This window comes from Novosphingobium sp. PY1 (assembly GCF_017312445.1).
Classification (GTDB): domain Bacteria; phylum Pseudomonadota; class Alphaproteobacteria; order Sphingomonadales; family Sphingomonadaceae; genus Novosphingobium.
In genome coordinates, this window is the sequence record NZ_BLTI01000001.1 from 505809 (window position 1) to 529779 (window position 23971).

Annotated in this window: 25 protein-coding genes and 1 other annotated feature; of the genes, 10 read left to right on the forward strand and 15 right to left on the reverse strand. The window is 64.7% G+C overall.

Translation table 11 applies throughout. From position 1 onward, the window contains the following. Position 1 precedes the first annotated feature (1 nt). From J3474_RS02355 to J3474_RS02380, 6 genes are read right to left on the reverse strand one after another with little or no spacing between them, the layout of a single operon-like run. A complete protein-coding gene (locus J3474_RS02355) occupies positions 2-619 on the reverse strand; it encodes a riboflavin synthase (protein WP_207092963.1) in 618 nt (205 codons plus the stop codon). After that, positions 604-1590, reverse strand: a complete 987-nt coding sequence (ribD, locus tag J3474_RS02360) for a bifunctional diaminohydroxyphosphoribosylaminopyrimidine deaminase/5-amino-6-(5-phosphoribosylamino)uracil reductase RibD (RefSeq protein ID WP_207092964.1) — start codon at positions 1588-1590, stop codon at positions 604-606. Before ribD ends, J3474_RS02355 begins: the two co-directional genes overlap by 16 nt. Next, a complete protein-coding gene (locus J3474_RS02365) occupies positions 1587-2081 on the reverse strand; it encodes a hypothetical protein (RefSeq protein WP_207092965.1) in 495 nt (164 codons plus the stop codon). The genes ribD and J3474_RS02365 overlap by 4 nt, the downstream gene beginning before the upstream one ends. A gap of 33 nt (positions 2082-2114) precedes the next feature. Further along, positions 2115-2840: a M48 family metallopeptidase gene (locus J3474_RS02370; RefSeq protein ID WP_242528154.1), complete on the reverse strand. Its 726-nt coding sequence runs from the start codon at positions 2838-2840 to the stop codon at positions 2115-2117. Between the two features lie 4 nt (positions 2841-2844). Next, the gene (locus J3474_RS02375) at positions 2845-3333 is read right to left on the reverse strand and encodes a YcgN family cysteine cluster protein (RefSeq protein ID WP_041558821.1); all 489 of its coding nucleotides are present in this window, start codon (positions 3331-3333) and stop codon (positions 2845-2847) included. Further along, positions 3321-3923, reverse strand: a complete 603-nt coding sequence (locus tag J3474_RS02380) for an SCO family protein (protein ID WP_013832515.1) — start codon at positions 3921-3923, stop codon at positions 3321-3323. Before J3474_RS02380 ends, J3474_RS02375 begins: the two co-directional genes overlap by 13 nt. 156 nt (positions 3924-4079) lie before the next feature. Between J3474_RS02380 and J3474_RS02385 the strand changes: the two genes are divergently transcribed. The 5 genes from J3474_RS02385 (at position 4080) to ssb (ending at position 8209) form a co-directional block, all read left to right on the forward strand. Then, positions 4080-4679: an ankyrin repeat domain-containing protein gene (locus J3474_RS02385; RefSeq protein ID WP_013832516.1), complete on the forward strand. Its 600-nt coding sequence runs from the start codon at positions 4080-4082 to the stop codon at positions 4677-4679. Between the two features lie 19 nt (positions 4680-4698). Then, positions 4699-5352, forward strand: coding sequence for a COQ9 family protein (locus J3474_RS02390; protein WP_013832517.1), 654 nt, complete (start codon positions 4699-4701; stop codon positions 5350-5352). Positions 5353-5456: 104 nt separating this feature from the next. After that, entirely contained in the window at positions 5457-5696 is a 240-nt protein-coding gene (locus tag J3474_RS02395; protein ID WP_013832518.1) for a ferrous iron transport protein A, read from the forward strand. Continuing rightward, positions 5693-7534 carry a ferrous iron transporter B gene (locus tag J3474_RS02400; protein WP_207092967.1) on the forward strand — a complete coding sequence of 614 codons (1842 nt, stop codon included), beginning with the start codon at positions 5693-5695 and terminating at the stop codon, positions 7532-7534. The genes J3474_RS02395 and J3474_RS02400 overlap by 4 nt, the downstream gene beginning before the upstream one ends. A 102-nt stretch (positions 7535-7636) precedes the next feature. Continuing rightward, positions 7637-8209 carry a single-stranded DNA-binding protein gene (ssb, locus tag J3474_RS02405; protein ID WP_013832520.1) on the forward strand — a complete coding sequence of 191 codons (573 nt, stop codon included), beginning with the start codon at positions 7637-7639 and terminating at the stop codon, positions 8207-8209. A gap of 272 nt (positions 8210-8481) precedes the next feature. Here the strand turns inward: ssb and J3474_RS02410 are convergent, their stop codons facing one another. Further along, positions 8482-10821, reverse strand: a complete 2340-nt coding sequence (locus tag J3474_RS02410; protein WP_207092968.1) for a TonB-dependent receptor — start codon at positions 10819-10821, stop codon at positions 8482-8484. 350 nt (positions 10822-11171) lie between these two features. Between J3474_RS02410 and J3474_RS02415 the strand changes: the two genes are divergently transcribed. After that, complete coding sequence (locus J3474_RS02415; RefSeq protein WP_207092969.1) at positions 11172-11738, forward strand: TetR/AcrR family transcriptional regulator; 567 nt, start codon at positions 11172-11174, stop codon at positions 11736-11738. Between the two features lie 74 nt (positions 11739-11812). Here the strand turns inward: J3474_RS02415 and J3474_RS02420 are convergent, their stop codons facing one another. Both J3474_RS02420 and J3474_RS02425 read right to left on the reverse strand, forming a co-directional pair. Continuing rightward, positions 11813-12331 (reverse strand): DUF177 domain-containing protein, encoded by a 519-nt coding sequence (locus J3474_RS02420; protein WP_207092970.1) that lies wholly within the window; start codon positions 12329-12331, stop codon positions 11813-11815. Continuing rightward, positions 12328-12858 (reverse strand): ubiquinol-cytochrome C chaperone family protein, encoded by a 531-nt coding sequence (locus J3474_RS02425; RefSeq protein ID WP_041559280.1) that lies wholly within the window; start codon positions 12856-12858, stop codon positions 12328-12330. Before J3474_RS02425 ends, J3474_RS02420 begins: the two co-directional genes overlap by 4 nt. A 170-nt stretch (positions 12859-13028) precedes the next feature. Between J3474_RS02425 and J3474_RS02430 the strand changes: the two genes are divergently transcribed. The 4 genes from J3474_RS02430 to J3474_RS02445 all read left to right on the forward strand — a co-directional run bounded on the left by J3474_RS02430 (position 13029) and on the right by J3474_RS02445 (position 15692). Next, a complete protein-coding gene (locus J3474_RS02430) occupies positions 13029-13523 on the forward strand; it encodes an outer membrane protein assembly factor BamE (protein WP_041559281.1) in 495 nt (164 codons plus the stop codon). 77 nt (positions 13524-13600) lie between these two features. Next, complete coding sequence (hslV, locus tag J3474_RS02435; RefSeq protein WP_007013712.1) at positions 13601-14161, forward strand: ATP-dependent protease subunit HslV; 561 nt, start codon at positions 13601-13603, stop codon at positions 14159-14161. Between the two features lie 14 nt (positions 14162-14175). After that, a complete protein-coding gene (gene hslU, locus J3474_RS02440; protein ID WP_007013713.1) occupies positions 14176-15477 on the forward strand; it encodes an ATP-dependent protease ATPase subunit HslU in 1302 nt (433 codons plus the stop codon). 14 nt (positions 15478-15491) lie between these two features. Further along, positions 15492-15692 carry a DUF1737 domain-containing protein gene (locus tag J3474_RS02445; protein ID WP_007013714.1) on the forward strand — a complete coding sequence of 67 codons (201 nt, stop codon included), beginning with the start codon at positions 15492-15494 and terminating at the stop codon, positions 15690-15692. A gap of 63 nt (positions 15693-15755) precedes the next feature. Here the strand turns inward: J3474_RS02445 and J3474_RS02450 are convergent, their stop codons facing one another. The 6 genes from J3474_RS02450 to J3474_RS02475 all read right to left on the reverse strand — a co-directional run bounded on the left by J3474_RS02450 (position 15756) and on the right by J3474_RS02475 (position 23726). After that, positions 15756-17240: a SulP family inorganic anion transporter gene (locus J3474_RS02450; RefSeq protein WP_207092971.1), complete on the reverse strand. Its 1485-nt coding sequence runs from the start codon at positions 17238-17240 to the stop codon at positions 15756-15758. Positions 17241-17308: 68 nt separating this feature from the next. Then, positions 17309-17364: a sequence feature (sul1 is cis-regulatory element that is thought to sense ions involved in sulfur or methionine metabolism; They are found in Alphaproteobacteria), on the reverse strand. Positions 17365-17487: 123 nt separating this feature from the next. Beyond that, on the reverse strand, positions 17488-19308 hold the full coding sequence (locus J3474_RS02455; protein ID WP_038575629.1) for an ABC transporter ATP-binding protein/permease: 1821 nt from the start codon (positions 19306-19308) through the stop codon (positions 17488-17490). Between the two features lie 36 nt (positions 19309-19344). Beyond that, positions 19345-20244 carry an aspartyl protease family protein gene (locus tag J3474_RS02460; RefSeq protein WP_207092972.1) on the reverse strand — a complete coding sequence of 300 codons (900 nt, stop codon included), beginning with the start codon at positions 20242-20244 and terminating at the stop codon, positions 19345-19347. Positions 20245-20321: 77 nt separating this feature from the next. After that, a complete protein-coding gene (locus J3474_RS02465; RefSeq protein ID WP_242528155.1) occupies positions 20322-21281 on the reverse strand; it encodes a beta-1,6-N-acetylglucosaminyltransferase in 960 nt (319 codons plus the stop codon). Beyond that, a complete protein-coding gene (locus J3474_RS02470; RefSeq protein WP_207092973.1) occupies positions 21268-22728 on the reverse strand; it encodes an oligosaccharide flippase family protein in 1461 nt (486 codons plus the stop codon). Before J3474_RS02470 ends, J3474_RS02465 begins: the two co-directional genes overlap by 14 nt. Next, positions 22725-23726 (reverse strand): glycosyltransferase, encoded by a 1002-nt coding sequence (locus J3474_RS02475; RefSeq protein WP_207092974.1) that lies wholly within the window; start codon positions 23724-23726, stop codon positions 22725-22727. Before J3474_RS02475 ends, J3474_RS02470 begins: the two co-directional genes overlap by 4 nt. Between the last annotated feature and the right edge of the window lie 245 nt (positions 23727-23971).

The following is a 23971-nucleotide window of genomic DNA, read 5'->3' on the forward strand; positions in this document are numbered from 1 at the left end:
CCTAGCCGCGCAGGCTCTGCATCCGCTTGAGGTAGCGGGCGAGCACGTCGATCTCCAGATTCACGCTATCCCCCGCATTGGCAGCACCGATGGTGGTGACCTGCGCGGTATGCGGGATGATGTTGAGCGCGAAGTGGCAGGTGCCGCCGGGCTGGTCGGTCACGTCGTTTACCGTCAGCGAAATGCCGTCGACGGTGATCGAGCCCTTGGGCGCGATGAAGGGTGCAAGGTCGGCGGAGGCCTCGATCACGAAACGGCGCGAGTCGCCTTCCGGTGTCACCGAGACGATCTTGCCGACCCCGTCGACATGGCCGGTGACGATGTGGCCGCCCAGTTCGTCGCCCAGCTTGAGTGCGGGCTCGAGGTTGAGGCTGGTGCCCTGTTCCCAGCGGCCGGGCACGGTGCGCGCCACGGATTCCGCCGAAATGTCGACCGCGAACCAGGCATCGCCGGCCACGCCGCCCTTGTCGACGACAGTCAGACACACGCCCGAACAGGCGATGGATGCGCCCATCGCTATCCCGGCGGGATCGAAGGGGCAGGTGATGACGGCGCGAAGGTCCCCGGTCTTGCGGGTTTCGCGGATCTGGCCGACGGCGGTGACTATTCCTGTGAACATGGGATGCGGCTGTAGACTTCGAGTGTGTCGCTGCCAAGCTGCCGTCGTTCGGTAATGCGCCACTGGCCATGCGCCGAGGCGAGCGATGCGAGGCCGAAATCCCGGACGGCGGGCTGCCCGCCCACCAGGATCGGCGCGCGGTAGATCAGCAGCCGGTCGACCAGTCCCGCGCGCAGGAACGACGAAGCGGCACCAGCGCCGCCTTCGACGAAGAGGTATTGCACGCCGTCCATGCCTGCGATCGCTTCGGGCGAGGGCAGGGCGTACCAGCCTGCGGGAGCCTTGCCGCCGGTCAGTACCCAACGCTCGGGGCTGCGTCGTTCGAGGCCGGGCAGGCGCACGTCGAGACGCGGGGCATCGGCGCGCAGGGTGCCGCCGCCGACGAGGATCGCATCGGCCCTGGCGCGCATCGCATGGGTATGCGCACGCGCCTGCGCACCGGTGATCCACTGGCTCTCGCCGGACTGAAGCGCAAGGCAGCCGTCGAGCGACATGGCGAGCTTGAGCGTCACTTCAGGTCGCCACAGCCGCTTCGATACCAGATAGCCGGAGAGGCTTTCCTCGCAGGCGGGGGAGGGCAGGTGATCGGCCGCGATCCCGGCAGCGCGGATACGCTCCAGCCCTAAGCCTGCGGTGCGCGGATCGGGGTCCATGCAGCCGATCACGACGCGGGAAAGTCCCGACGCACTGACGAGATCGGCGCAGGCAGGGCCGCGCGGCGATTCGTGGGCGCAGGGTTCAAGAGTTACGTAGAGCGTGCCGCCGCGGGCCGCGTTACCGGCGGCATCGAGCGCGACGGCCTCGGCATGAGGGCGCCCCGTCGCGCGGGTCCAGCCGCGGGCGACGACCTTGCCCTGCGTGACGATGATTGCGCCGACACCGGGATTGGGCCGGCTGATCGGCCGGGCGCGGGCGGCGAGGCTGGCGGCTGCGGCCAGCCAGCGCGCGTCCTCGCGGCTATCGGCCGTCACCGGGTGGCATCGTCCTGCTGGGCGTCGATCTGGTCGACCGATGTCACGCCCTCGGGCAGCTTGCCCTGTTTCTTCTGCTGCGCGGCTTCCTGAGCGGCCTGCTCGGCCTCGGCTTCGCGCGCGATCTTCTCTACATCCATGCCGGACATGCGGCCGATCGTCTTGTAGATGTTACGCACTTCCTCGTCGCGCCTGGCCAGTTCGCGGGCGACCGCTTCCTTGCGCTTCTGGTTCGCGATGTTGGACGCGATGATCTCGGCCTCGGTGCGATGGCCGGAGAATGTCGAGATATAGGTAATCTTGGGCGGCGGCTGGGGGCCTTTCGCCTCCTGCTGGTACATCGTGAAGAACACGCCGAAAGTGCAGGCGGCCGAAAGCGCGGCAATGCGCCAGCGGTTGCTGCCGGCCTGTTTCCAGACTGCCTTGAAATCGGCGACCATCCCCGTGGGGCTGACGTCCTTCCAGTATCCTGAGCGTTTGAACAACGACATGGGGCCCTACTTAGGCGCTTCGGGCAGCAAACGCTAGCCGAAGGGGAGGTAAAGCTCTCGCCCGTGGGCCTTGAGCCAGGCATTCGCGGTCCGAATATCGCCTTCGAACAGCCCATCGAGGCAGGCATGGAATGCGGGCGAATGGTCGAAATGGATGAGGTGGGCCACTTCGTGGGCGACAACCGAGCGGCGCACGAAGTCCGGGGCCATGATCAAGCGCCAGTTGATGCGGATGGAGCCGTCGGGGGCGCAGCTGCCCCAGCGCCGTTTCGCGCTGGAAAGCGCCAGCTTGGGCGCATCGACTTGCGCACGCGCGCAGTACTCGACCAGGTCGTCGGCCATGAGCGCACGCGCCTCGCCCTCCAGCCAACGCCTGAGGCGGGACTGCAGCGAGGATTCGGGACCGCCGAGGGAAACCGCGCCTGCGCCATGGACGGCGCGGCGCGGGGCCAGCGGATCGTGACGGATGACCAGGATCTCACCGCGAAAGCGGATCTGCGCGCCATGGGCCAGGGGCTCGGCGACAGGCAGGGAGGCGAGCTGGCGGGCCAGCCAGTCCCGCCGCGATCCGGCGAAGGCGATGGCCTCTGCAGTGCGCGTCCAGGTCGGGATTGTGATGCGCACTTCGCTGCCATCGGGGGCCAACCGCATGGTGAGGCGGCGCGCCCGGTCATGGCGGCGAATGACTATCGGAACGTCCTTGCCGTCAAGGTCGATGACGGGCTCTTCGCGGGGATTGCGGCGCAGCCAGTCGAGCACGGCCTCAGCCTTCCTCCTCTTCGCAGGCATCCTCATCGAACTCGTCTTCGCCGTAGGGCCAGACGATGTGATGCTCCAGCGGCCCGGCGACAGTCTCGCTGATCACTTTGCCGATGATCGACATTCCCGCCTCGTGCACGGCATTGCGATCCCCGCTGACGAGGTAGTGCCATTCGGGCAGGGGCTGGCCTTCCGAGCGCAGGCGATAGGCGCAGCTCGGCGGCAGCCAGTCGAGGCTGCCTGCGGTCTTCAGGCTCAGGCTCAGGCAATCGGGCACGAAGCTGCGGCGATTGGCATAGTCGCTGCAGCGCGCGGTCTTGAGGTCGAGCAGCTTGCACGCGACGTTGGTATGGAAGATCTCTCCGGTGTCGGCGTCTTCCACCTTGTGCAGGCAGCATTGCCCGCAACCGTCGCACAGGGCTTCCCACTGCGCGCGGTCGAGCGTTTCGAGCGGACGCTCCCAGAAAGGCGTCGCGCTGCTCACTTCACCCACTTGGCAAGTTCTGCGGCAACGGCGTCCGGGCCCTTGTCTACCGGAAGCATGGCGATGGGTTTGCCGTCCGGGTCCATCAGGTAGGCAATGCGGCTGTGGTCCATCAGGTATCCGCCGGGGGTTTCCTCACCCTTCTTGTAATAGGCGACAAAGGCGTCGGCGGCCACTCTTACCTGATCGGGCGTGCCGGTCAGGCCCAGTAGCCGGGGCCCGAAGGCGGCAGTCCACTGGCCGACCACCTCGGGCGTATCGCGCTCGGGATCGATCGAGATGAAGATCGGCTGCACTTTCGCCGCTTCTGCGGGGTGTGCCTTGTCGAACGCGTTGAAGCCGCGCATCATCGCCTGGACGTCAAGCGGGCAGGCATCCGGGCAGAAGGTATAGCCGAAGTAGACGATGCGCCACTTGCCCTTGAACTGGTCCCAGGTGACGGTCTTGCCGTCCTTGTCCACCAGCGTGAAGGGACCGCCGATCGCGGCGCCTTCCAGCGGCGGTCGCTCGGGCTGGTCCTGCTGCGAGCAGGCGGTGAGGGACAGGCTCGCGGCAAGGCCGAGGGCGAGGGGTGCTATCCAGCGATTCAGGTAGGTCATGGCGCGTCGCTTCATGCTCTGCTAAGCCGCGCCATGCAAGGTGCGATGCCTGGGTCGGGCAGCGGCAAGCGCCGGAAGAATCGACTAAGTCGGAGGAAATACGAAGTGTCCAGGAACAACTTGGGGTACGGTGCGCGGATCTCTCGGGCGATCCTGATGGCAGCCTTGCCGGCGCTCGCCGCGGGTCTTGCGGTGTCCTCGCCGGCGATGGCCCAGGCTGGCTTTTCCGAAGGGTACAAGTTCCTCGAAGCGGTGAAGAAGAAGGATGGAGCCAAGGTTGAGGAAGCCCTGCTCGATCCCTCCTCGCAGATCATCAATTCGCGCGACGTGACCACCGGCGAGACGGCGCTGCACATCGTCACCGCGCGCCGCGACCTGACCTGGCTCAACTACCTCGTCTCGCATGGCGCCAACGTCAATGCCGCGGACGATCACGGCCGCACGCCGCTGGAAATGGCGGTCAATCTGGGCTGGCGCGAAGGCGCGGAATTCCTGCTGGAGCAGAAGGCCTCTCCGGACCCATCGAACGACGCCGGTGAAACGCCGCTGATCTATGCGGTGCACCGCAAGGACCTGCAGCTCGTCAAGGCGCTGCTCCAGGCTGGAGCCGATCCTAACCGTGCGGACAATTCGGGCCGTTCGGCGCGCGATTATGCGGCGCTCGACAGCAAGACCGGCCCGATGACGTCTGTGCTCGACGAGTATGCGGCGAAGAACAAGAAGAAGGCCCAGGCCGTTTACGGCCCGGTGATGTGATCAGGTGGCAGGCAAGGTGATGGAAGAACCGCAGACCCTCGAAGCGCTGCGCCGTCAGCTCGCCCCGGCAATTGCCGATGCCGTCGCGTTCGACGGCTGGAGCGAGGAAGCGGTGGCGCAGGCCGCGGCCATGGCTGGCGTCGACAACGAACTGGCGCAGTTCGCCTTCCAGGGCGGGGCGATGGCGATGATCGCCGCCTGGATCGGACACGTCGATGAACGCATGGCGGCCACGACGCCGGCCGAATCGCTGGCGAACCTTCCGATTCGTGAGCGTATCCGCCGCCTCGTCATGGCGCGACTCGACGCGGTCGCCGGGCGTGAGGAAGCCCTGACCCGGGCGCTTTCGATCATGGCCATGCCGCAAAACGTCGTGGCCGCGACGAAGCTGGGATGGCATAGCGCGGATGTGATGTGGCGCCTCGCGGGCGATAGCGCGACGGACTACAACCACTATACCAAGCGCGCGATCCTCGGAGCGATCTATGCTGCGACGCTGCAGGTTTATGCCCGCGACAAGAGCGAGAACAAGGCTGAAACCCGCGCTTTTCTGGACCGTCGGATCGACGGCATCATCCGCTTCGAAAAGACCAAGGCGAAAGTCTTTCGTGCTCCTGACGACCGGTTCAGCGTGACCCGGCTGCTGGGCCGTTTGCGCTACCCGGCGCGCTGAATTTTCTGCGGACGCCCCTTCCGTTTTGATTGCGGACAATGACAAGTGGGGCTGGCTATTGCGAACCAGTTGCAAATAACGATCTAATCTGGCAGCGCAGCCCTATGACTTTAGACTTGCTTCCCGTAGGCCAGGGCGCCCGCATCACGGCGGTCGACTGGAATTGCCTCGTCGACGAGGAGGCGCACCGCCTGCGTGCGCTCGGCATCGATGAGGGAGCCAAGGTTTCCGTTTCCCATCGCGGCGTCTTCGGCGGCCGCGATCCCATCGCGATCTCGGTGGGCCGCATGATCGTGGCCGTGCGCCGGGCCCACGCTGCAGCCATGGAAGTGGAAGTCCTGTGAGCCGGCAACGCAAGGTCGCGCTGGTCGGCAATCCCAATGCGGGCAAGAGCGCGCTGTTCAATGCCCTGACCGGCGCGCGCCAGAAGATCGCGAATTATCCGGGCGTCACTGTCGAGCGCAAGTCGGGCCGTTTCGTCCTGCCGACCGGAGAGCCGGTGGAGATGACCGACCTTCCCGGCGCCTACAGCCTCGATGCGACGAGCCCGGACGAGGAAGTCACCTCCAAGGTCGTGCGCGGCCATTTCCCGGGCGAAGCCGTGCCGGACGTGCTGGTGATCGTCCTCGATGCCTCGAACCTGGAACAGCACCTCGTCTTTGCGCAGGAAATCCTCGCGCTGGGCAAGCCTACCGTCATCGCCCTCAACATGGTCGACCTTGCCGAGCGCGACGGCCTCGTCCTCGATGCCACGCTGCTCGAGCAGGAACTGGGCGTGCGCGTCGTTCCGACGGTGGCGGTGCGCCGCCGCGGCCTGTCCGATCTCGCCGAGGCCATCGCTTCGGCCGAGATGGGCCATCCCGGCCCCGGCATCACCGACCTTTCGCTGACCGAGCGGCGTGTTGCCGCCCATGCCATGGCCGAAGGCGCGATTCTCTCCGAGACCCGTCGCCATCGCATGCACGCGCGGCTCGATCGCCTGCTGCTCAATCCGTGGATCGGCCCGTTCGTCCTGTGCGCGCTGCTTTTCGTGGTCTTCCAGGCGGTCTTCGCGTGGGCGACCCCGTTCGCCGACGGGCTGGAGGCGGGAGTGGGCTGGCTCACCGACCTGACCATAAAGTTCATGCCTGCCGGACTGGTGCGCGATCTGGTGACCGACGGCATTCTTGCCGGCGTCGGCTCGGTGGTCGTCTTCCTGCCGCAGATCGTCATCCTCTTTGCGTTCATCCTCGCGATGGAAGCCTCCGGCTACATGGCGCGCGCGGCATTCCTGATGGACCGACTGATGTCTTCGGTGGGCCTTTCGGGCCGCAGCTTCATCCCGCTGCTCTCGAGCTTCGCCTGCGCCATTCCCGGCATCATGGCGACGCGCTCGATCAGCGATCCCAAGGACCGGCTGACGACGATCCTCATCGCACCGCTGATGACCTGCTCGGCGCGCCTGCCGGTCTACGCGGTGATCATCGCTGCCTTCATTCCCAACCGGTCCATTGGTTGGGGCGTCGGCCTGCAGGGGCTGGTGCTCTTCGCACTCTATGTCGCGGGTGTGATCGGCGCGATGGTAGTCGCACTAGTGCTGCGCCGTTCGGTGACCAAGGGCGAGGCCTCGGGCTTCATCATGGAACTGCCCAAGTACCAGCTTCCCCGCCTCAAGGACATGGCGATCGGGCTATGGCAGCGCGCCTGGATCTTCCTGCGCCGCGCCGGCACGATCATCTTTACCGTCACCGTCGTCTTGTGGCTCATGCTCAATTTTCCGCAGGCTCGCCCGGGTGAGAGCCAGGTCGATGCCTCGGTTGCGGGCAAGGTTGCCAATGGCCTCGCGTTCGTGGTCGAACCGATCGGCTTCAACCGCGACATGGCTCTGGCGTTGATCCCGGCCATGGCCGCGCGCGAAGTGGCAGTCAGCTCGCTGGCTACCACCTATGCGGTCGATGCCACGGACGAAGACCAGCAGGCGATGGAACTGGGCGACCAGCTCAAGTCGCGCTGGACCCTGCCGATGGCACTGGCCTTCCTCGCCTGGTTCGTTTTCGCGCCGCAGTGCATGTCGACGATCGCTGTCACCCGGCGTGAGACGAACGGCTGGAAGTGGCCCGTCTTCATGCTCGCCTACCTGTTCGGCCTGGCCTATATTGCTGCGGGTCTGACATTCTGGGTCGCAACCGCCATCGGCCTCTAGCGATCCTTCCACCTCGGTTGTGGGAAAGGGGCGCCTGCGGGGTTGGCGTCAGGCGCCGCGATTGGCTACCCAACCGGCCACACACGATAGGAAAGCGATTCCATGGCAGGCAGCGTCAACAAGGTCATTCTCGTCGGCAATCTCGGGGCCGACCCGGAAGTCCGTTCGTTCCAGAACGGTGGCAAGGTCTGCAACCTGCGCATCGCCACCAGTGAATCGTGGAAGGACCGCAATACCGGCGAACGCCAGGAGCGTACCGAATGGCATACGGTCGCGATCTTTTCCGAAGGTCTGGCCGGCGTGGCCGAGCGCTTCCTGAAAAAGGGCAGCAAGGTCTACATCGAAGGGCAGCTGCGCACCCGCAAGTGGCAGGACCAGCAGGGCAATGACCGTTACTCGACCGAAGTCGTGCTGCAGGGCCCGGGCGCGGTCATGACCATGCTCGATGGCGCGCAGGGCGGCGGTGGCGGCGGCCGCTCCGGTGGCTTCAATGAAGGCGGTTCGTCGGGTGGCTTCGGCGGCGGTGGCCGTTCGGGCGGTGGTTCGCGCGGCGGCGATGACTGGGGCCGTTCGGGCGGTGGCGGTGACGACTGGGGTCGCACCGGCGGTTCGTCGGGCGGCAGCAGCAGCGGCGGCGGCTTCGGCGACGATCTCGACGACGACATTCCGTTCTGATCCGCAACGCGGATGATCAAGAGCAGCGGGAAAGGCCTTTTGCGCCCGGGCCCCGCAGGGTTGGGCGAAGGGGCTGTATTACAGCCCTTTTTGCCTTGATGCGCCGGGCAGGCGAATTGCCCAAGATCCTGCGACAATTTCGATAGACTGATCGTCGCCTTCGAAGCCGGCAAGCTGCCCGGTTGGCTGATGAGCCCGTGCTTGGCGGCGGGGGAATCAGGTAAAGAAAAAGGCGGGCCACCGTGAAGATGGCCCGCCAGAAGTCATTCAACTCAGAAATTGTAGCCGAAACGCAGGCCGATAGTCCTGGTCGAGTCCAGGCCCCAGCGCTGCGTATAGCTCAGCATGGGGGTGGGCTGAGCGCTGCTGTCGCCAGATTCGATCTGGATGGCGAGCGGGTAGACCTTGTTCGTGCAGTTCTTGCAGAACACCGACAGGTTCCAGGCGTCGCCGCGAAGACCGATGCTGCCGTTCAGGACGTCGATCGCGCCGATCTGCGAATCCGGTGCGTGATTGATGACCGTCTCGACCTTCGAGCGATGGTAGAGGTCGGCATTCAGCAGCAGGCTCAGGCCGTTGTCGTTCAGGGGCAGCTCGTAAGCGGCGCCGATCGTCCCGGTGAACTTGGGTGCATAGGCAAGGCGGTATCCCGATGCGTCGAACGTACCGGACGTACCGCAGCCCTGGCCCGGGTAGCACTGTGCGCCTTCGTAGGTGTCGAATTTGGTGTCAGCATAGGCGCCGGTGGCCGAAAGCGTCAGGCCGTATGCAGGACGGATCGTGACCGCGGCTTCGGCACCCTTGCTCTTCACCTTGGCAGCGTTGCCGATCACGAAAGTGCGCAATTCGGTATCGAACGACTGGATCTGGAAGTTGTCGAAGATGGTCCGGAACACCGAGGCGTTGATCGTGACCATGCGGCCCAGCAGGCTCGACTTGACACCCGCTTCGAAATTCTTGGTGGTTTCGGGGTAGATGGCGAGGTCGGCATCGAGGGATGCGCCGGTGTCGTTCATGCCCGGGCCCTTGTAGCCACGGCCGTAGGAGGCATAGAACATCACGTCGTTCGAAGGCTTGAACTGGCCGCCGAACTTCCAGCTGAACTCGTCGTTGCTGAAGCTCTGCTTGAAGGTCCCGTCGGGAACGCCGAGCGTCAGGAAGTAATCGCCCGTGTTCTGGACGAGGTCGATCGAGACCTTGTCATGCGTGAAGCGACCGCCGGCAAAGATATTGAACATGTCGTTGAAGGCATAGGTCAGCTGACCGAACGCAGCGTAGCTCTCGTTCTTGCTCGTGTAGTCCTTGTCGGTGCCCAGGAAGTAGTCGTTGGTCCGCGCACAGGTCGACGGAGCGTTGGGCCCCACGCAGAACGCGTTGCCCAGCAGTGGATCCGTGAAGAAGTTGTTCCCGGCGATCTGGCTGACCTGATCGAGCTTCGAGCGATAGTAGTAAAGACCGACCTGACCGGTAAGCGGACCCGTCGAGGGCAGGGCCAGGCGCAGTTCTTCGCTGAACTGGTCGAAGCGCGAGTCGGTGCTGTTGATGTTCGCACCGTTCTGTCCGGTCGAGTCGGCGTCGATCTGCTGACCGAGCGAGTAGAACTTCCAGGCGAAGATGTTCGACAGGGTCCAGCCGTTGTCGAGTTCATAATCGAGGTTGAGCTGGGCACCACCGGTCTTGAGGTCGCGATACTGCGCTGCGTCGCTTCCCGCATAGAAGTTGTGATCGCCTGGCGTTACGCCGTCGCCCGCGACCGGGCCTTCATTGATGCTGCCATCGGCGAGCTGGCGGTAGGTGACGTCGAAGATCGTGCCGATGCCGTGCGTCTCGTAGTATTCGCCGATGGCGTAGACGGTCAGCTGGTCGGTAGCTTCCAGCAGGTACTTGCCGCGCAGGCCGTACTGGCGGAAGTTGTTGTCCTGACGGCCGGTCGCATTGTCGCGAATGTAGTGCGTGATCGGCTGCTGGTACTTGTAGATGCCGCTGACGCGCAGGGCCGAATTGTCGGTGACCGGAACATTGATCGTGGAATCGACCTGGACGCCGTCGGCATTGTCGCCGGGCAGGGCATTCGAGGTTGCCTGTGCGTTGAAGTTGGCACCGTAGTGGCCGATTTCCGGACGTTCGGTGGTGATGTTGACGAGACCGGCCGAAGCGTTCTTGCCGAACAGCAGGCCTTGCGGGCCGTTCAGGACTTCGACGCGAGCCACGTCGAGGAACGGGTTGCCATTCAGGATGCTGCTACCGAGCGTGACGCCGTCGATCGCGGTTGCGACGCTCGATTCGATCGTGCTGGCGAAGGACTGCGTGCCGATACCGCGGATCGAATAGTTGTTGTCGCGCTGGACCTGGAGGCTGGGCGCGATGAGGCCGAGCTGGCGCTGGTCGGTGATGCCGCGATCGCGCAGGGTGTCGCCGCTGACGGCCTGGACGCTGAGGGGAACGTCGAGCAGGCGCTGCGACTGGCGCTGCGCGGTGACGACGATGTCGTTACCGGTGTTCTCTTGGGGTTGGGCCGTGTCCTGCGCGGTTTCCGCGCTCTGCGCGAACACCGGATTGCTGGACAGCGCGGTCCCGGCCAGAATTGCGCAAACAAGTTGTAGTCTCTTCAATTTCATTCCTCCCGAATTGGATGTCGACGGCCGGTGATCGCACCGTGAACCGCGTTCGCTCTTGCGAGCTGATGTTGAGCTTCACCGCTCGCGACTGCGTGAGGCAGCGCGATGATCTGAGAACCCGAATTTCATCTGGAATTTTGCGCGGCTAGGGCCAGCGCGGCGCCTTCTCTCCTACGAACATACCGCTTTCAGATCCGCGGCGATCAATCTAATCACTGATTGATTGATCGCCGCTTAGATTGTGGCTTGATGACTTGTCAAGCGCATCCTTAGGCTTCAATGAGTCGGAAAATCATGAGGGGGACAGGGTGGCGGAGCCGACCAGAAGTTACCATCGAGACGATTTGCGAAAGCAGCTCGTCGAAGCGGCGACCGATTACGTGGTGCAACACGGCCACGAGGATCTGTCAGTCCGCAAACTGGCTCAGGTGGTGGGTGTATCGCCGGGTGCGCCCTATCATCACTTTCCCGACCGTCGTTCCCTGCTCATTGCTGTCGCTTTGACCGGCTACGACAGGCTGCTGCGTGCAGATCTCGGCGCATCGCCGGGCTCAGTGGAGGATGAACTCCTGGGTGTCAGCCGCCATTTCATTGCTTTCGCTGAAGAAAATCCCCGTCTCTTCTCGCTCATGTACGAAAGCGAATTGACTCGACCCGTACTCGAGGCGCCGATCGCAAAGGCGCAGAGAGAGGGCTTCGCGATGCTACGCGACGCGATCAAGGCCGTGGGGGAACCGCTTCCCGACGAAACGCTGGGCATTCGCGTGGCGGCGTACTGGTCCTTGATCTACGGCTTCACGCTGATGCGCAGAAACAGGATGATCCAGCCGGATCAGGAGATCGAGGAGCCAGGCTCGTTCGAGGTCGTCGATGCCGTGCTTCGTCAGGCTGTCAGGCTGGTGAAAGGCTGAGCGCCTTCGCTGGTGCGCTGCATCGTTTCGCAGCTTCCGGATAAAGCTAGATCCGGTTGCACTGTCCGCGCCGTTCAGTTCTTGACGTTGAGGCCCTTGAGTGCAGCGAAGGGCCCTTGATCTTCGGGCGAGCCGATCCCTGCGGCCTTGCGGGCAGCCTCCGCTTCGGGGCCGGTCAGGAACGGGTCGATGGCAAGGGCAAGGCTCTGCGCGACGGCTTCGCCAAGGTCGATGTGCGTGCCGGAATACTCGATCTCGTCGCAGTCGTCGGCATCGAGTTCGATTTCCTCGTCTGGATTGTAGTCCGTCGCCTGCGGGACGAAGCGGAAGAACAGCGGCTCCTTCACTTCGACCGGGATGTCCTCGGCCGAGACAGCGCAAGACTGGATGAAACTGGCCTTGAGCGTGCCGCGCGCTTCGGCATCGCGCTCGCCGGACCGGTGGAGTTCGAGGTCGGCTTCGAGTTTCGAAATCCGCACCAGGCTGAAACGCTTCGCTAGGGCGGCGCGTTCCGCTTCGTTGGCCTCGACGTGGACCGCCTTGCCTTCCACCTGACGGATGTCGATCTCGCGGGAGAATTCGCTCTTGCTCATCGCGTAATCCTTGCGGCCATGATGTCCTCGTCGGAAATGGCGTCGAGCTGGGCGGCGAGGGCCTGCAGGCGAGCGGCCAGCGCTTGAGTGTTCGCGCCTTCGGTCAGCGTCACGTTTCGCTCCAGCACGGGGACGAGTGCGGCGCTGACCTGCTCGTCGTCACCCGCGGCGAAGGCTTCGCGCAGGGCACCCAGGCGTCCGCCGAACACGCTCATCAGCTTGCCCATGCGCTTGCCGACCACAAGGTCGCCGACGCCGGACTGGCGCAGCTGGCCGTCCATATCGTCGACGAATAGCTCGGTCAGGCGGACCGAGGGGTCGATCAGGGTCTTGTCCCGCTCCATGCGCAGCATGACCAGCGAGGTTACCAGCGTCACTGCATCGAAGCGACCGGGAACGGTGTCGGCCACGCCGCATTGCGCGTACCACTCCTTTTCGCGCGCGATCTCCACCGTGCGATGCCAGAGGGGGCGGACAGCCGCGCGGCTGTCGGAGCCCTTGCCGAAAATGCGTGAGAGGAGGGACACGTGGGTAACTGGCCTTTCGTTCATCGGCAATTCAACGCAGCTGCCCCAACGCCCATTGCACGAGGCGATGGAGGGCCTTAAGGCTCGATGCCGTTAATCCGGCCGATATATGGGCGGGGCGCCTGCTGGCAATGCCTGGCATGGACGAACCGGACGATTGGAGTGTGAAAATGCGCAGTTTTGGTCCCAAGATCGCAGCGGCAGGCCTGGTGATGGCCCTGGCTGCACTGGCGGGCGGATGCACTTCGATCCGGGATCATCGCGGCTACATCGTGGATCAGACGCTGGTCGATTCGGTTCAGCCGGGTGTCGACAATCGCCTTTCGGTGGAAAAGACTCTCGGCCGCCCGACTTTCGTCAGCCAGTTCGGCGAGAAGGACTGGTACTACGTTTCGCAGTTCGTGAAGACGCCGCCCTTCGGCCGTCCGCGTACGAACGAGCAGACGGTGCTGCGCGTACGTTTCGATCCCAAGGGCAATGTCGTTGCCGTCGATCGCCGCGGCATCGAGCAGGTCGCCCGCATCAGCCCGAACGGTGACAAGACCCCGACGCTGGGCCGTCACCGCGGTCTGCTGGAAGACCTGTTCGGCAACATCGGTGCCGTCGGCGCCGGCGGTATGGGTGGCCAGGCCGGGCCGAGCGGCCCCGGACCGAACGGCAGCTGAGCGCTTTTCTTTTCGTGTTTGCGGACAGCTTCGTCCCAGCCGCTTGAACCTCGCGGCACCGGGCATATATCCCCGGCATGGATAGCAATGGGGCGAGCCACGGCCTGATCCAGTGGCACGGTACGACGATCGTCGGCGTGAAGAAGGGCGGCAAGACCGTCATTGCCGGCGACGGCCAGGTTTCCATGGGCAATACCGTGATGAAGCCGAACGCGCGCAAGGTGCGGCGGATCGGTGAAGGCGGGAAGGTGATTGCCGGCTTCGCCGGAGCTACGGCCGATGCCTTCACCCTGTTCGAACGCCTTGAGCGCAAGCTGGAGCAATATCGCGGCCAGCTCATGCGCGCGGCCGTCGAACTCGCCAAGGACTGGCGCACCGACAAGTATCTGCGCAATCTCGAAGCGCTGATGATCGTGGCCGATGCGGACACCATGCTGGTGCTGACCGGCAACGGCGATGTGCTCGAACCCGAAGGCGGGATCACTGCGATCGGATCGGGCGGCAACTATGCGCTGGCGGCGGCCCGCGCCCTAGATCCCTACGAGGACGACGCCGAGGCCATGGCCCGCCGCGCGATGCAGGTCGCGGCCGAAATCTGCGTCTTCACCAATGACCGCGTGACGGTCGAGACCATCTGAGATCCCGGGGAAGCATGAAAGACAACCTCACGCCCAAGGCCATCGTTCGCGCCCTCGATGAACACATCATCGGTCAGAAGGAAGCGAAGAAGGCCGTCGCCGTCGCCCTGCGCAACCGCTGGCGGCGCCAGCGCCTCCCCGTCGACCTGCGCGACGAAGTGACGCCCAAGAACATCCTGATGATCGGCCCCACCGGCTGCGGCAAGACCGAGATCAGCCGCCGCCTCGCCAAGCTGGCGGAAGCGCCTTTCGTGAAGGTCGAGGCGACCAAGTTCACTGAAGTCGGTTACGTCGGCCGCGACGTCGAGCAGATCGCGCGCGATCTCGTCGAGGAAGCGATCCGCCTGGAGAAGGATCGTCGCCGCGAGTCCGTTCGCGAGGCGGCATCGAAGGCGGCGATGGATCGCCTGCTCAATGCGCTTGTGGGCGAGGGAGCCTCCGAGGCGACCCGCGCCGCGTTCCACCAGCGCATCACCGAAAACGCGATGAACGAAACCGAAGTCGAGATCGAGGTGGAAGACAGCCCGTCTGCCCCGATGGAGATTCCGGGCATGGGCGGATCGGTCGGGATGATCAACCTGTCCGACATCATGGGCAAGGCATTCGGCCAGAACCAGCTCAAGCGGCGGCGCATGAAGGTGCCCGAAGCCTGGGACAAGCTGGTCGACGAAGAATCCGAAAAGCGCATGGACCAGGACGACGTGGCCCGCACCGCGCTTGCCAATGCGGAGACCAACGGCATCGTCTTCATCGATGAGATCGACAAGATCGCCGTTTCCGACGTGCGCGGCGGCTCGGTCTCGCGCGAGGGTGTGCAGCGCGACCTGCTCCCGCTGATCGAGGGCACGACCGTTGCTACCAAGTACGGTCCGATGAAGACCGACCACGTCCTGTTCATCGCCTCTGGCGCGTTCCACGTCGCCAAGCCGAGCGACATGCTGCCCGAACTGCAGGGCCGCCTGCCGATCCGCGTCGAGCTGAAGGCGCTGACCGAGGAGGACTTCGTGCGCATTCTGTCGGAGACGCGCGCCAACCTTGTCGAACAGTACAGCGCCTTGCTCGGCACCGAGGACGTCAGGGTCCACGTGACGGCCGATGCGGTGCAGGAAGTGGCGAAGATCGCTGCGCAGGTGAACGAGAGCGTCGAGAACATCGGCGCCCGCCGTCTGCAGACGGTGATGGAGAAGCTGCTCGAGGAACTGAGCTTCGAGGCCGAAGACCGCACCGGCGAAACGGTGACCATCGACGAGGCCTACGTTCGCGACAAGCTGGAAGGCCTTGCGGGCAACGCGGACTTGTCGAAGTATATTCTCTGAGGAGAGACCGCGACATGTACCAGACACCTGAAGACCGCCCGATCTATCGCCTGCTGACCGGCAAGGACGATCGTGCCTTTTGCGAGCGCGTGTCAGAGGCGCTGGCGCAGGGCTGGCGCCTCTACGGTTCGCCGACGATTTCCTGGGATACGGCCGAGAACTGCATGAAGGCGGCTCAGGCTGTCGTCTGGCACGAGGCCGACGTCGTCAAGTAAAGGGTCGCCGAGTAACAAAAAGGCCCCCCGTCGCGCAGTGCGACGGGGGGCCTTTTTGTCTTGTCAGTGCGGGACGGTGCCGAGTTCGAAGCCGGTCTTGTCGTGCAGGCCGAACCTGTCGACGATGTCCTTGCTCGCCTCGTTGTAGCCGATCACCTTCACGCTGGCGCCGCCCTGGTCGAGCTTGCCGACGATCTTGTCGAGCGCGCCGACCGAGGAGATGTCCCACAGGTGGGCGTGAGTCATGTCGATGATCACGTTGGGCGCGGTTTCCTGGCCGGCTTGCATCTGCTCGATGAAACGATGCACCGAGGCGAAGAAGATCTCGCCCGAAACGCGGTAAGTCGCCGTGTCGCCTTCCTGTGTGCGTTCGACGCGGAACAGGCGCTGAACCTTCTGGGCGAAGAAGATGCCGGACAGCAGCACGCCCGCAATCACGCCCTTGGAGAGATCATGGGTGGCCACGACGAACACGACGGTTGTGAGCATGACCACCGAGCTTTGCCACGGATGGCGGCGAAGGTTCGGGATCGAGTTCCACGAGAACGTGCCGATCGAGACCATGATCATGACTGCGACGAGGGCGGGCATCGGAACCTGGCCGACCCACGGGCCGAGCAGGGCCAGCAGGATGAACAGGAAGAAGCCGGCGACGAAGGTAGACAGGCGGCCGCGCCCGCCCGAGGTCACGTTGATCACCGACTGGCCGATCATCGCACAGCCGCCCATGCCGCCGAACAGCGCGGCGACGATGTTGGCGATGCCCTGGCCGCGGCATTCATAGCGCTTGTACGAATCGGTGTCGGTCATGTCGTCGACGATCTGCGCGGTCAGCAGCGATTCGAGCAGGCCAACGGCCGCCATGGCAAGCGCGGTAGGCGCCACGATCTGGAAGGTTTCCAGCGTCAGCGGCACTTGCGGCAGGCCGAACGAGGGCAGGCCGGAGGGCAGTTCGCCCATGTCGCCCACGGTGTGGACGGGCAGGCCCATCGAGATCGAGATCACCGAAAGCACCAGGATCGAGATGAGCGGGGACGGGACCGCCTTGGTGAGGCGCGGCAGGGCGTAGATCATCGCGAGCCCGGCAATGACCATGGCGTAAGTGTGCCAGGTCACGTTCATCAACTGCGGCAGCTGCGCCATGAAGATCAGGATGGCGAGCGAGTTCACGAAGCCGGTGATCACCGAGCGCGAGACGAACTGCATCACCAGGTTGAGCCGGAGCAGGCCGGCGAGGATCTGGAACACGCCCATCAGGATCGTCGCGGCGAAGAGATATTCCACGCCGTGTTCGCGAACCAGCGGCCCGACAAGCACGGCGACTGCTGCGGTCGCGGCCGAGATCATGCCTGGACGGCCGCCGGTGAACGAGATCACGATGGCAATCGCCACCGAGGCCCACAGCCCCACGGCGGGATCGACGCCGGCGATGATCGAGAAGCCGATGGCTTCGGGGATGAGCGCGAGCGCGACGACGAGGCCGGCAAGCACGTCGGCCCTGACGTTGCCAAACCAGTCCTGGCGGAATCGGGAGAGTGTTTCAGTCATGCAATATCCGCATCAAGCACATGTCCGCGACCCGCGAAGCACGCGGGCGTGCCAGTGAACATGTATGATGTTGCCCGGCGGATCGGCGGCCGGGATAGCCACCCGGAATTGCACCGGGTCCAAGCGAGTGGCGCGGCTTTTGCCGTGTTGCGGGTGCGAATGCAACCCGTCGTGTCGGGAAGGCCATCGGGCGCAGGGGGCACCACCGCTGCAAGGGACCGGGTCACGGACCGCGCCCGGGCGGGTCCTATTCGGCGGCTTCGCCCAGTTCGTCGGTCTCGGAGGCCTGGCGCGCCCACATTTCGGCATAGAGCCCGCCCGCCCGCAGAAGCTGCCCGTGCGTTCCGCTTTCGGCCAGCCTGCCTTCCTGCAGGACGAGGATGGAATCGGCATCGGCAATCGTCGAGAGACGGTGCGCGATCGAGAGTGAGGTGCGGTGTTCGGCAACGCGGTGGAGCGTTGCCAGGATGTCCTGTTCGGTGCGGGTGTCGAGCGCGCTGGTCGCTTCGTCGAGCAGGAGAATTGGCGGATTCTTGACCAGGGTGCGCGCAATCGCGACGCGCTGCTTCTCTCCGCCAGACAGCTTGAGGCCGCGTTCGCCCACCTCGGTTTGGAACCCTTGGGGCAGGCGATCGATCAGGCCCATGAGCGCAGCGCCCCGCGCGGCTTCCTCGATATCGGCCTGGGTGGCATCGTCGCGGCCATAGCCGATATTGTAGCCGATGGTGTCGTTGAACAGCACCGAATCCTGCGGGACAATCCCGATTGCGGCGCGCAGCGATGCCTGGGTGACTTCCTTGATGTCCTGTCCATCGATGAGGATCCGCCCGCCCTGCGGATCGTAGAAGCGGAACAGCAGGCGGGCGAGCGTGGACTTGCCTGCGCCCGACGGGCCGACGATGGCATAGTTGCGGCCTGCCGGAACTTCGAAGGAGAGGCCGTGCAGGATCTGGCGATCCTTCTCGTAGCCGAACACGACATTGTCGAAGACCACCGAGGGGCGCCGGATGACGAGCGCCGGCGCGCCGGGCCTGTCCGAGACTTCCTGGGGTTCGTCGAGCAGGCGGAACATCTCGGCCATGTCGATCAGGCCCTGCCGGATGGTGCGATAGACCATGCCCAGCATGTCGAGCGGGCGGAACAGCTGCGTCAGGTAGGTCTGCACGAAGACGAGCTGCCCGGCGGTGTACTGGCCGCGGTACCAGCCCCAGACGGTATAGGCGAGGGCGCAGGCCATGAGCAGGTTGACGATCACCGCCTGCGCGATGTTGAGCATGCCGAGCGAGTTCTCGCTCTTGACCGCGGCAGCCGCATAGGCGCGCGTTGCCTGGGCATAGCGCTCTTCCTCGCGGTGCTCGGCCGAGAAGTACTTCACCGTCTCGTAGTTGAGCAGCGAGTCCACGGCGCGGGCCAGGGCCTGTCCGTCGAGTCGGTTCATCTGTTCGCGCAGCTTGGTGCGCCATTCGGTGATCGTGCGCGTCACCCAGATGTAGGCGGCAATCGCGACGGCCGTGGCCGCGACAAGGCCCCATCCGAAGTTGATGTAGAAGATGACCGCGACGACCGCGAGCTGGATCACCGTGGGCGCGATGTTGAACAGCATGAAGTAGAGCATCGTGTCGATGCTCTTGGTACCGCGCTCGATGGTCTTGGTGATCTCTCCGGTGCGACGCCCGAGGTGAAAGCGCAGGCTCAGGCGATGAAGCTGGCCGAAGACGTTTTCCGCCAGCGAGCGCGTGGCATCCTGCCCGACCCGCTCGAAGACGATGTTGCGCAAGTTGTCGAAGCCGGTCTGCGCAAAGCGGCCCGCCGCGTAGCCCAGCACCGTAAGCATCGCCAGTTGCACCAGCTTCGGTCCGGTAGCGCCCATCGCGTCGACCGCCCACTTGAGCAGGTAGGGCAGGGTAAGCTGCGTGCCGATCGAGGCGAGAATGAAGATACAGGCAAACACGATCCGCCAGCGCAGGGCCTTGTTGTCGGCCGGCCAGAGGTAGGGAAGGAACCTGAGGAGCGTGCGCCAGCCGTCATGGCGGGCATTGGGATTGTTCACGGCTGTATCGGGTGGCATCGCCGCAATTTAGGGAGACTTGGCGGTTAGGCAATCTCAACCGGGCAGATCGAACAGGATCTTTCTTGTCGTGAAGTCGATCGCCACGCGCCGGAAGGCGCGAAGTTCACGCATTCCCAGGAAGATGGCGGGGCGCTTTTCCAGATGCAGCGCCTCGAAGGCAGGGGCATCGGCGAAGGCGATAAGCACGTTGGCGACTTCGAGCGACTCCAGTTTGAGTTTCTGGGCCAGGCCGAAATCGATGGGAAGCGTCTGTCCGGTGACGGATGTCAGGACACCGCTGCCTCCTTTGCGCTCGCGCATGGCGCGTTGCAGCGCCCGGTTGCCGATCGTGCTGCTGGACCCGGTATCGATGACGACCGAGGTGCGAATGCCGTCGATCGTGGCCTGGGTCATGATCAGTTGCCCCGACCGCTTGCGCGCGCGAACGGTGATTTCGTAGCTGCCGCCGCGGTCGAAATCGTGGGGATCGCCGATCTGGATGGTGTTGCGGTCGAAATCGAGGACGACGCGCTGGTGCTGTAGACTGTCGGTGCCGAGAATGCCGTCGGCACCGATGTGCCGGTCCTGCAGCAGGGGCACCGTCAGGTCATGGAAAGTCCGCCCCCCGACATCGAGGGACTCGACCCGCGCCGTGTTCGCCTGGCCTACGCCGGCAAGGCTGATCACTTTGGCGCTCGGGCCGATCCGCAGGCCGAGCGCACTGGCAAGCGCGGTCGAAAGCACCGTGTTCTGCGATCCGGTGTCGATGAGGAACTGATAGGGACCCTGGCCATGGATCGCGACGCCGACGGTCATGCGGTCATCGGCATCGGGCTGGGCCTGAAGGATTTCGCTGGCGGCATCGCTGTCGTCAGGGACCGATTGTGCCGGCGTGGCGGCAATCGCGGAGTGCGCGATCAGGGCCGCCGCAAGGGCAAGCGCTGTGCCTGTCATCTCCTGCTCCCGGGCAGTGATTTGCATCGCCTCGAAGTTACCACGAATGCGGTGGAACACCAAGTTGGACGGGTCGCTCAGGCCTGCCCGGAAACAGGCAATTTCCCGCGCATCGAGGCTGGGTGCGCCATTGGAGCAGGGTGGAAATCGGGGAGCGTCAGGAAGTCCGGCTCGTGGGTTACGTCGACCTTGCGGGCAAACCAGGCGCCGCTGGACGCAATGGCAGGCAAGTCGGCTGCGGTCAGCATGCGCGGGCTCGATGCACCCGCGGGAAAATCGACATAGCGCCGGTGGGCGGCAATGCGCTCGGGAAAGGCATGGGCGACGAGCGTTGGCACCACGTGTTCGTCACTGCACACGGTTCCGCGCAGACGGCCCGAGGTTAGAAGGCGCGGCATTTCCTTGTCCAGCATTGCCAGCACGTCTGCGGGCAGGGACCACCAGCCCGAACCGTACGCCCACAGGCCATAGGGGCGTGAGCGTGGGAGCCCGAGCCGATTGCGCGCGGCGTCAGCCCAGCGCGCGAGGCGGCGCAGTTCCCAGGTCGCGGCATAGGCGCGTCTATCGCGAGCGGGATCGAGCCGCAGCCAGCGCGTGTCCAGGCGGAAGGTCTGCATGCGCTCTTCCATGTGTCCGGGGCGGACTTCGATGTGGCAGAGACCCTTTCGCATGGTTTGAGCAATGGCCTCGCGCGGGGTCACCGGCCAGTCGGCGCCGCTGATCAGGTGTGCACCCTCACTGCCGAGGCGGACCGCCTCGCGAACCAGCTTCGCAATCGCTTCGACCAGACTGGAGTGCCCCCAGCGCACGGCGACCGGGTCGGCCACGAGATGTACCCGTCCGGCTGCTTCCGGCAGGCTTGCCCGCAGCTCCGGCCAAAGCGGCGAGGCGCGATCGGCATGGATGACCGCGAAGTCCTCTCCACCAGGGCCGAGGAGCCGTTCGATCAGGAGGTCGAGCTGCGCCCTGTTGTCATGGGCGAGGATGAGATAGACCATGCGCACGGCGGCTGTATTCCAGCGCTCAGGCCGCCGCACGCGACAGGATCGGGCGGGCGAGCGCGGACACGAGCATGCGGATCTCGAGCCACGCGGGATGACGGATCAGTGCCAGCGTCGCGAGCCAGAGCAGTACGCCCAGCCCACTAAGGCCGAGCAATGTGAGAAACGGCATGGATGCACCGCCAAGGCCGTAGAAGCCGGCGACGATCAGCGGCACGCCTGCGGCAAGCGCGCAGATCCCGCTGCGCAGATAGACCCCCAGCAGGTCGCGAAAGCGGAAGCCCATCAGGCGACCGAGGTAGGTGGCATAGATCGCCCACCAGACGAACCCGTAGACCACCCGGCTGATGCCTGCGGCCTCGAGGCTGATGAAGCAGCCTGCCGTGAGGATGAGCACGGCTGCAGCGGTGTCGAGCAGGTTGACCCAGACGAGACGGCGGATCTGGCCGAGCAAGAGGGGCACGTCCATCTGCAGCGGAACCGCGACGAAGAAGATTTCGCCCAGAGCGGTCCAGCGCAGCAGCGAGGCCGAGCCCATCCAGTTCGGACCGTAGAGCAGCATGACCAGCGGTTCTGCGGCCAGCGCCAATCCGACCATCGCCGCCCAGTTGAGCGCGGTGTAACAGGAAACGAGATGGAGGTAAGGTTCGGCCAGCGGCTCGCCTGCGTCCCGCTTGCGGGCAAAGGCGGCGTAAAAGACCGAACCGATCGCGCCGGTTACGAGCGTCGTCAATTGTCCGGCAAGGGCGCTGGCCCGGCTGAACAGTCCTGTCGAGGCGATGCCCAGCAGGCGCCCGACGATAAGGTCCTGCGAGCGTTGCCCCACGGCAGCGCTGGCGCTCAGCACAAAGGACATGGAACTGAAGCCGAGCATGGGCTTCACGGAGGAGAAGACCCGCGGCAGGCGCGGGCGAACCGGGCGCTGCCATTGGGCGATGCCGGCGCGAACGAGAGCGGTGACCAGCACGCCCCAAGCCAGCGAGCTGGCGCCGAACCCGCAGGCAGCCAGGATCACCGCCGTGCCGTTGCCGGCGAGGGCGCTGCCCGCGTTGACGTGGAAGAGGGCGCGAAAGTCCATTTCGCGCACCAGCAGCGCGGCCGGCACCGTCGCATAAGGACTGATGAGATAGGACGCGGCGATCAGCCATAGTAGTGGAGCCAGATCAGGCTCGCCATAGAAGTGGGCGACCAGCGGCGCGGCCAGTGCGACCAGCGCCGAAACTGTCCAGCCGATCGACACTGCGACGCCTGCATAGAAGGGCAGGGACTTGGGTTCCATCTGCGGCTGACCGGAAATGAAGCGGGTGATTCCCAGGTCCTGGAAGATCGATACCAGCATGGCGGCGGCCAACGCCACCGAGAACAGGCCCACGTCGCTCGGCAGCAGGAACAGCCGCGAGATTACGACGCTGGCGGCGAACTGGATCGTGAAGGTCGCGTACTGCGCGCCCATCGACCAGAAGGCGGCCCGGCGCACGCTCATGCCGCGCGCACCCGGGCCAGGGTCGCTGCGAGACGAAACGCCCGGACAGGTTCGCCGTAGCGTAAGAGCCGTGCCACGGTTCGCCACATGCCGTCCTGCCTACCGCCATCGCGCAAGTGGTCGACGAGCAGGTCGAAGCCGTCATCGCGAAGGGCCGAAGCGGAATAGCGCAGGCCGAGCGCCACTTGCTCACGGACTTGCCGGGAAAGCCCCGGGCGGCCAAACAGTTCGTCGAGCGCGCTCATCGGAGGTAGCCGTTCCAGCGAAGCCGTGGGATCGGGCCTACCGGCCTGCCGTTCCTGCCAGGCGAGGCGGGCGATGGCGGTGCCGATCTGCTGCTCGGTCGAATGACGCGAGGAAACCTGCCCCGGATAGCGGCGATAGCGCAGCAGACGTTCCCCGATATTGCCCATCCGGGTCACGCTGGCGAGACGCAACCAAAGGTCGAGGTCCTCGCAATGGCGAAAGGCAGCGTGGTAGCCGCCGACGGAAAGGACCACGTTCTTCCTGTACATCGCGGCGGGATGGCAGATGAGCTGCTCCCCCGCGGTAATGGCGCGAAGCATGTCTTCGTGGGTGAGGGGGTGGTCGGCCCCGGTGCGCTGCATGGGCCTTCCGGCCTCGTCGATGTCCTCGCTCCAGCTCCCGACCACGCCGTAGTCGGGGTGTTCGTTCAGGAAGGCATATTGCCGGGTGAAGCGATCCGGATAGCTCAGGTCATCGGCATCCATGCGGGCAACGATGGGCGCCCGGGCTTCGGCTATCATCTCGTTGAGGCTGACGATGAGGCCGCGGTTCTCCCGGATGATCGGCTTTATGCGTGCGTCACGCGCGGCAAAATCCGCAATGATCTGCGCAGAACGGTCGACGGAACCGTCGTCGACGATGAGAAATTCGAAGTCGGCGAATGTCTGCTTCAGGATGCTCTCTATGGCAGATGCCAGAAAGCGTTCGCCATTGTAGACGCTCATTGCAACGCTGATTGCCGGTGACGGCATCGTCCGGGGTCCCGATCATTCAATGAAGGGGCGCTTGCCTCTTCCGCATGACCACCGGCTTACCGTTGCGTGGTAAACAAAGCGTTGGGAATGCGGCGGGAGGAGGACGGGCAAGCGCAGGCTGGCTGGGGCCGTGGACCGGAGGGAGCGGCCTGGAAGTGCCTTGCAGAGCCTTTCATGAAACTTTTTTGAAAAAAGGGTTTGACCGAATCGTGGGTGGGACTTAGAGGGCCTCTCACCGCGGC

What these genes read in the sequence shown, in the direction of transcription:
- J3474_RS02355 (WP_207092963.1), bottom strand. Translation starts at nt 619, where the DNA reads ATGTTCACAGGAATAGTCACCGCCGTCGGCCAGATCCGCGAAACCCGC.
- J3474_RS02365 (WP_207092965.1), bottom strand. Translation starts at nt 2,081, where the DNA reads ATGTCGTTGTTCAAACGCTCAGGATACTGGAAGGACGTCAGCCCCACG.
- J3474_RS02380 (WP_013832515.1), bottom strand. Translation starts at nt 3,923, where the DNA reads ATGACCTACCTGAATCGCTGGATAGCACCCCTCGCCCTCGGCCTTGCC.
- J3474_RS02385 (WP_013832516.1), top strand. Translation starts at nt 4,080, where the DNA reads ATGGCAGCCTTGCCGGCGCTCGCCGCGGGTCTTGCGGTGTCCTCGCCG.
- J3474_RS02390 (WP_013832517.1), top strand. Translation starts at nt 4,699, where the DNA reads ATGGAAGAACCGCAGACCCTCGAAGCGCTGCGCCGTCAGCTCGCCCCG.
- J3474_RS02395 (WP_013832518.1), top strand. Translation starts at nt 5,457, where the DNA reads ATGACTTTAGACTTGCTTCCCGTAGGCCAGGGCGCCCGCATCACGGCG.
- ssb (WP_013832520.1), top strand. Translation starts at nt 7,637, where the DNA reads ATGGCAGGCAGCGTCAACAAGGTCATTCTCGTCGGCAATCTCGGGGCC.
- J3474_RS02420 (WP_207092970.1), bottom strand. Translation starts at nt 12,331, where the DNA reads ATGAGCAAGAGCGAATTCTCCCGCGAGATCGACATCCGTCAGGTGGAA.
- J3474_RS02430 (WP_041559281.1), top strand. Translation starts at nt 13,029, where the DNA reads ATGCGCAGTTTTGGTCCCAAGATCGCAGCGGCAGGCCTGGTGATGGCC.
- hslV (WP_007013712.1), top strand. Translation starts at nt 13,601, where the DNA reads ATGGATAGCAATGGGGCGAGCCACGGCCTGATCCAGTGGCACGGTACG.
- hslU (WP_007013713.1), top strand. Translation starts at nt 14,176, where the DNA reads ATGAAAGACAACCTCACGCCCAAGGCCATCGTTCGCGCCCTCGATGAA.
- J3474_RS02445 (WP_007013714.1), top strand. Translation starts at nt 15,492, where the DNA reads ATGTACCAGACACCTGAAGACCGCCCGATCTATCGCCTGCTGACCGGC.
- J3474_RS02450 (WP_207092971.1), bottom strand. Translation starts at nt 17,240, where the DNA reads ATGACTGAAACACTCTCCCGATTCCGCCAGGACTGGTTTGGCAACGTC.
- J3474_RS02455 (WP_038575629.1), bottom strand. Translation starts at nt 19,308, where the DNA reads ATGCCACCCGATACAGCCGTGAACAATCCCAATGCCCGCCATGACGGC.
- J3474_RS02460 (WP_207092972.1), bottom strand. Translation starts at nt 20,244, where the DNA reads ATGACAGGCACAGCGCTTGCCCTTGCGGCGGCCCTGATCGCGCACTCC.
- J3474_RS02470 (WP_207092973.1), bottom strand. Translation starts at nt 22,728, where the DNA reads ATGAGCGTGCGCCGGGCCGCCTTCTGGTCGATGGGCGCGCAGTACGCG.
- J3474_RS02475 (WP_207092974.1), bottom strand. Translation starts at nt 23,726, where the DNA reads ATGCCGTCACCGGCAATCAGCGTTGCAATGAGCGTCTACAATGGCGAA.